At 69.9% G+C, this 5199-nt stretch carries 4 protein-coding genes and 1 pseudogene; 2 read left to right on the top strand and 3 right to left on the bottom strand.

Annotated features, from left to right (window positions below):
- Positions 1–155: pseudogene (locus tag PK606_RS15820) on the bottom strand (bifunctional O-acetylhomoserine aminocarboxypropyltransferase/cysteine synthase); the annotation flags it as partial.
- Between the two features lie 195 nt (positions 156–350).
- Positions 351–1433: a DUF6817 domain-containing protein gene (locus PK606_RS15825; protein WP_324565316.1), complete on the bottom strand. Its 1083-nt coding sequence runs from the start codon at positions 1431–1433 to the stop codon at positions 351–353.
- A 177-nt stretch (positions 1434–1610) separates the two neighbouring features.
- On the opposite strand from PK606_RS15825, the gene PK606_RS15830 reads away from it, so the two are divergent.
- Together PK606_RS15830 and mnmC are read left to right on the top strand one after the other, a co-directional pair.
- Positions 1611–1883 (top strand): oxidative damage protection protein, encoded by a 273-nt coding sequence (locus PK606_RS15830; RefSeq protein WP_324565318.1) that lies wholly within the window; start codon positions 1611–1613, stop codon positions 1881–1883.
- Between the two features lie 117 nt (positions 1884–2000).
- Complete coding sequence (mnmC, locus tag PK606_RS15835) at positions 2001–4004, top strand: bifunctional tRNA (5-methylaminomethyl-2-thiouridine)(34)-methyltransferase MnmC2/FAD-dependent 5-carboxymethylaminomethyl-2-thiouridine(34) oxidoreductase MnmC1 (RefSeq protein WP_324565319.1); 2004 nt, start codon at positions 2001–2003, stop codon at positions 4002–4004.
- 51 nt (positions 4005–4055) lie between these two features.
- On the opposite strand, the gene PK606_RS15840 is transcribed toward mnmC, so the two are convergent.
- The gene (locus tag PK606_RS15840) at positions 4056–5189 is read right to left on the bottom strand and encodes a branched-chain amino acid ABC transporter substrate-binding protein (RefSeq protein ID WP_324565320.1); all 1134 of its coding nucleotides are present in this window, start codon (positions 5187–5189) and stop codon (positions 4056–4058) included.
- Positions 5190–5199 lie beyond the last annotated feature (10 nt).

A 5199-nucleotide genomic window follows, 5' to 3' on the forward strand; every position in this document is an offset into this window, starting at 1 on the left:
GGCACCTTGAGGTCGAACAGGTCGGCGCCGTGCTGCGCGCTGTCGAAGGCGTAGGAGACGGTCTGGTAGATCGGCACCGCCACCGACTTGGTGGTCGGCTCGGGCTTGTAGCCGGCGTGGACCGACTTGGTTTCAAATTTCCATTGCTCGGACATGGGCTTGTTCTCCTGGCGTGGGTTGTTGGTTGAAGTGTTGCTTGATGAGCCGCTTGCCCGGGTCCCGCAATGGCGGCCAGGGCATGAAAGCCGGCGTCCGGCCACGGATCCATCCGGCCGGGCGACTGCAAGCTCGCAGTCTAGCCGCCAGCGGACGCCATGCGGCCGATGGTGTCAGATGCATTGGTGATGAGCTTATGCCGCCTCGGACCGCAGCGCGAGGTTGTTGAGCTTGTCCAGCCGCACCGGCCAGTCGCCCGCCATGGCGCCCTGGCGCAGCAGGCGCGCCCAGGCGACCCAGGCGTCCCACTGCACGCGCTTGTCCCAGGCGTTGCCCCAGCTGCTGTAGCACTGCAGCGCGCTGTCGGCGGCAGCGCGCGCTTCCGCGTGGCGCCCGCCGATCAGGTACAGATGTGCCAGCAGCATCTGCGGCTCGCCCACCCAGGGGTTCAGGCGCACCACCTGTTCCAGCGCGGCAATGGCGGCCTGCGGCTGCACCAGCGGGTGCTGCTGCTGCACCACCGACCAGTACAGGGCCATCGCCGCGGCTTCGTCGTCTTCCGGCAACTGGCGGCGGCAGTAGTCGAACACCGGCGGCGTCGGCAGCAGCGCTTGCAGCGCCGGATGCTGCAACGCCGCGCCAAGCCGGCTGATCTGCGCGTACATGCGGCTCGGCGGGCGCATCGGGCCGGGCCACAGCGCGGCCGACCAGTGCACCTCCTGCTGCGTCTGGTGCAGGAACGGGAAGCCCGAGAAGATGTCCTCCTGCCAGGAGAACCACTGCTCGCAGCTGTCGGCCATCGAGACCACGGTGAAAGCCGCCACCACGTCGGGCGCCAGCCGCCGGTCGTCGAGCAGCACGCTGCCGTCGGCCTCGATCTGGCCGGCCAGCACCTTCTGCGTGAACTGGGTGCGCGAAGCGGTGCAGAACAGGTAAACCAGTTCCTCCGCCCGTTCGCCGACGACCTCGCGCAGGCGGGCGCGCTCGGTCGCGGCATCGAACTTGACCAGGTCGACGAAGGCGTTGCCGTACACGCTGTGCAGCAGGCCGAGCAGCCGCACCTCGCGCGGCTGCTGCCACAGCGCCAGCGTGCGCGTGACCCCGACCAGGTGGTGGCGGAAGGTGCCGGCCTTGTGCCAGTCCTGGCCGACGCCGCGCGCCAGCACGATCGGCAGCACGGGGGCCAGGTCGGCGTCCTGGGCCAGCCATTCATCGTCCAGCAGGTGCTGGGCGCGGGCGAACAGCTCGGGGTCGAGGGCTTGCAGCGGGAGCTTCATCTTCGGGTGGTTGCGTGGATCGGCGGATGTTCTGAGCGCCCTTGGGTGCCCGTGCTTGGGCGGTGGATACCGGGGCGGCGGCGAGGGCAAGTGTGGCATGTCTCCGACCGCCGCCACGCCATCGGGGACAATCCGGTCCATGCCGTCATGGCCTGAACCCTGGAAGGAAACCGATACATGGCACGCACCGTGAACTGCGTCAAGCTTGGCCGCGAAGCCGAGGGGCTGGACTTTCCGCCCTACCCCGGCGAGCTCGGCAAGCGCATCTGGGAAAGCATCAGCAAGCAGGCGTGGCAGGAGTGGCTGCGACACCAGACCATGCTGGTGAACGAGAACCGCCTGAACCTGGCCGACCAGAAGGCGCGCGCCTACCTCAAGGTCCAGATGGAGAACTTCCTGTTCGGCGGCAAGGTCGACAAGATCGCCGGCTACGTGCCGCCGGGCAACTGAGCGGCCGGTATCGCATGCTGGCCGCGGATTTCGATCCGTGCTGCACCGGTCACCCTGAATCATCTGAAGCCCATCCGAGCGCGCACCGCATGAACCAGCGGCCGGCGCGCCCCTGCCATGGCTGAGACGGTGCACTGGCGTGCCGACGGCACCCCCGTCAGTCCGCGTTTTGGCGACATCTACCGCAGCAGCGGCACCGACGGTCAGGGCGGACTGGCGCAGGCGCGGCACGTGTTCCTGCGTGGCTGCGGGCTGCTGGCGGACGCTGGCGCGGCGGCTGGATGGACTGGCGCAGCACGCTGGGCGGTGCTGGAAACCGGCTTCGGCCTGGGCCTGAATTTCCTCGCCACCTGGCTGGCCTGGCAGCAGGATCCGGGGCGGCCGGCACGCCTGTTCTACAGCGCGGTGGAAGCCTACCCGCCCGAAGCCGCGGACCTGCTCCGCAGCGCCGCGCCCTTTCCCGAGCTGGCACCGTTGGTTGCCGAGCTGGCAGCGCGGTGGCATGGCCTGCTGCCGGGCGTGCACCGCCTGCGACTGGACCAGGACCGCGTGCAGCTCACGCTGGCGGTGGGCGATGCGCAGGCGGCGCTGGCTGAGCTGAGCGGCGCGCATGACGCCATCTACCTGGACGGCTTCGATCCGGCACGCAACCCCGGGATGTGGAGCCGGCCGGTGATCCAGGCGGTGGCGCGTCTGGCCCGCCCTGGCGCGCGCGCAGCGACCTGGTGCGTGGCGCGTGAAGTGCGCGAGCATCTGGCGGCCAGCGGCTTCGCGTTGGAGCGCGTGCCCGGCCTGGCGCCCAAGCGCCATGCGCTGCGGGCGCGCTTCGAGCCGCGTTGGCAAACGCGCGCACGTGCCGCACGGGGTGCGCCCATTCCGGTTGATCGACCGGCACGCTGCATCGTCATTGGCGCCGGCCTGGCCGGTGCCTCGGCGGCGCACAGCCTGGCGCAGCGTGGCTGGGACGTGACCGTGCTGGACCGCGCCGACGAACCGGCTGCCGGCGCCTCGGGCCTGCCGGCCGGCGTGGTGGCGCCGCACGTTTCGCCGGATGACAAGCCGCTGTCGCGCCTGAGCCGTGCCGGCGTGCGCGCCACGCTGGCGCGCGCCCGCGCCTTGCTGCGCGAAGGCGTCGACTTCGGCGCCACCGGCGTGCTGGAACGTCACCAGCCGGGCGAGCGGCGCCTGCCGGCGAGTTGGCGCGACATCCAGGCAGACGCCATGCGCAGCGGCACGCTGGACGCGACCGCGGCGCTGACCGCCGAGCAGGCTGCCCGCGCCGGCGTGCCGCTCGATCCGCAGCAGCCGGCCCTGTGGCATACCGATGCCGGCTGGATCAAGCCCGGCGCGCTGGTGCGCGCCATGCTCGATGCGCCGGGCATCGTTTGGCGCGGCGCCTGCCAGGCGGTGCGCATGGCGCGGCACGGCAAAATGTGGCAGGTGCTGGACGCAGCCGATGCCGCGCTGGCCGAGGCGGAGCTGCTGGTCGTCACGGCCGGATTCGATTCGCTGGCGCTCGTGCACAGCGCTTCGCCTGCGGCGCCGCCGCTGCACGCCCTGCGTGGCCAGGTGGCCTTCGGGCCGATGCCGGGTGCGGGCCTTGATGAGGCGCTGCCGCCCTTCCCGGTCAACGGCCACGGCAGCCTGATCGCCCACCTGCCGGGCGTGGAAGGCCGCTGGTGGATCACCGGGTCGACCTTCGAGCGTGCCAACCCGCTGCCGCAGTTGCTGGCCGGCGATCATGCCGCCAACCGGCAGCGCCTCCTGACGCTGCTGCCGCCTGCCGGCCGGGCGCTCGGTGAGCAATGGGATGATGGCCGCGCGCGCTGCTGGGCCGGGGTGCGCGCCACCCTGCCCGACCGGCTGCCGGCGGTGGGCGCCTGGCGTCCGCCGAGCGCGGACGGCAGCGACGAAGCGTCGGTTGCCAGCCCCCTACCGCTGCAGCTGCTGACCGGGCTGGGCGCGCGCGGCCTCACGCTGGCCGTGCTGTGCGGCGAGATCCTGGCGACTTGGCTGCATGGCGAGCCGCTGCCGATCGAGCGCTCGCTGGCGCAGCGCCTGCGTGCTGATCGCTGGCTCGACCGCGCCGTGTCGGCCACGCCGGATGAGCCGCACGCGTGAAAAAGGCCACCCGAAGGTGGCCTGGATTTCCGCGTGTCAGCGCGATACCGATCAGTTCAGCGGCGTCTTCACGCCGTCCTTGTACACGTACAGGGTGATGGCCGGGTTCTTCAGTTCGCCGGTGGGCTCGAACTGGATGTTGGCGGTGACGCCCTTGAAGTTCGACTCGACCAGCTTGGGCGTGTAGACCTTGGGATCCCAGGAATCGGCACGCTTCATTGCGTCGACCAGCAGCATGGTGGCGTCGTAGGTGTACGGGCTGTAGACCTGGAACTGCTTCGGGTACTTGGCGTCGTACTTGGCCTTCCAGGCGGTGCCGCCAGGCATCTTCTGGATCGACGCGCCGCCCTCGGCGCAGACCACGTTGGCCAGCGTCTTGGCGCCCGCCGCGAGCTTGGCGATCTCGGTGGTGCAGATGCCGTCGCCGCCGAAGTACTTGACGTTGCCCATGCCGAGCTGCTCCATCTGGCGCAGCATCGGGCCGCCCTGCGGGTCCATGCCGCCGTAGAAGATGCCGTCCGGGTTCTTCGACTTGATGGAGGTCAGGATCGCCATGAAGTCGGTCGCCTTGTCGGTCGTGAACTGCTCGTCGACGATCTCGATGCCCTTCTTCTTGGCGGTGTTCTTGAACACCTCGGCCACGCCCTGGCCGTAGGCGGTGCGGTCGTCGATCACGGCGATGCGCTTGAGCTTGAGTGCGTCGGCGGCGTAGAAGGCCAGGCCGGCGCCGAGTGCGTTGTCGTTGGCGATGATGCGGTAGGTGGTCTTGTAGCCCGGCTTGGTCAGGGTCGGGTTGGTGGCGGCGCCCGTCACCATCGGGATGCCGCAGTCGTTGTAGACCTTGGAGGCCGGAATCGTGGTGCCGGAGTTCAGGTGGCCGACCACGCCGTTGACCTTGGCATCGCACAGCTTCTGCGCCGCGGCCGTGCCCTGCTTCGGATCGGAGGCGTCGTCCTCGCCCTGCAGCTCGAACTTGATCTTCTTGCCGGCGATGACGATGTTCTGGGTGTTCAGTTCCTCGACCGCCATGCGGGCGCCGTTCTCGTTGTCCTTGCCATAGTGGGCCTGCGGGCCGGACATCGGCGCGACGTGGCCGATCTTCACCACCTGCACGTCCTGCGCGGACACGGTGCCTGCCACCATGGCAAAGACGGCAGCCGCCGTCAGTGTGACCTTCAATTGCATGCTATAGCCT

This window comes from Ottowia sp. (assembly GCF_035444425.1).
Lineage (GTDB): Bacteria > Pseudomonadota > Gammaproteobacteria > Burkholderiales > Burkholderiaceae_C > Ottowia.

What these genes read in the sequence shown, in the direction of transcription:
- mnmC (WP_324565319.1), top strand. Translation starts at nt 2,001, where the DNA reads ATGGCTGAGACGGTGCACTGGCGTGCCGACGGCACCCCCGTCAGTCCG.
- PK606_RS15840 (WP_324565320.1), bottom strand. Translation starts at nt 5,189, where the DNA reads ATGCAATTGAAGGTCACACTGACGGCGGCTGCCGTCTTTGCCATGGTG.
- PK606_RS15830 (WP_324565318.1), top strand. Translation starts at nt 1,611, where the DNA reads ATGGCACGCACCGTGAACTGCGTCAAGCTTGGCCGCGAAGCCGAGGGG.
- PK606_RS15825 (WP_324565316.1), bottom strand. Translation starts at nt 1,433, where the DNA reads ATGAAGCTCCCGCTGCAAGCCCTCGACCCCGAGCTGTTCGCCCGCGCC.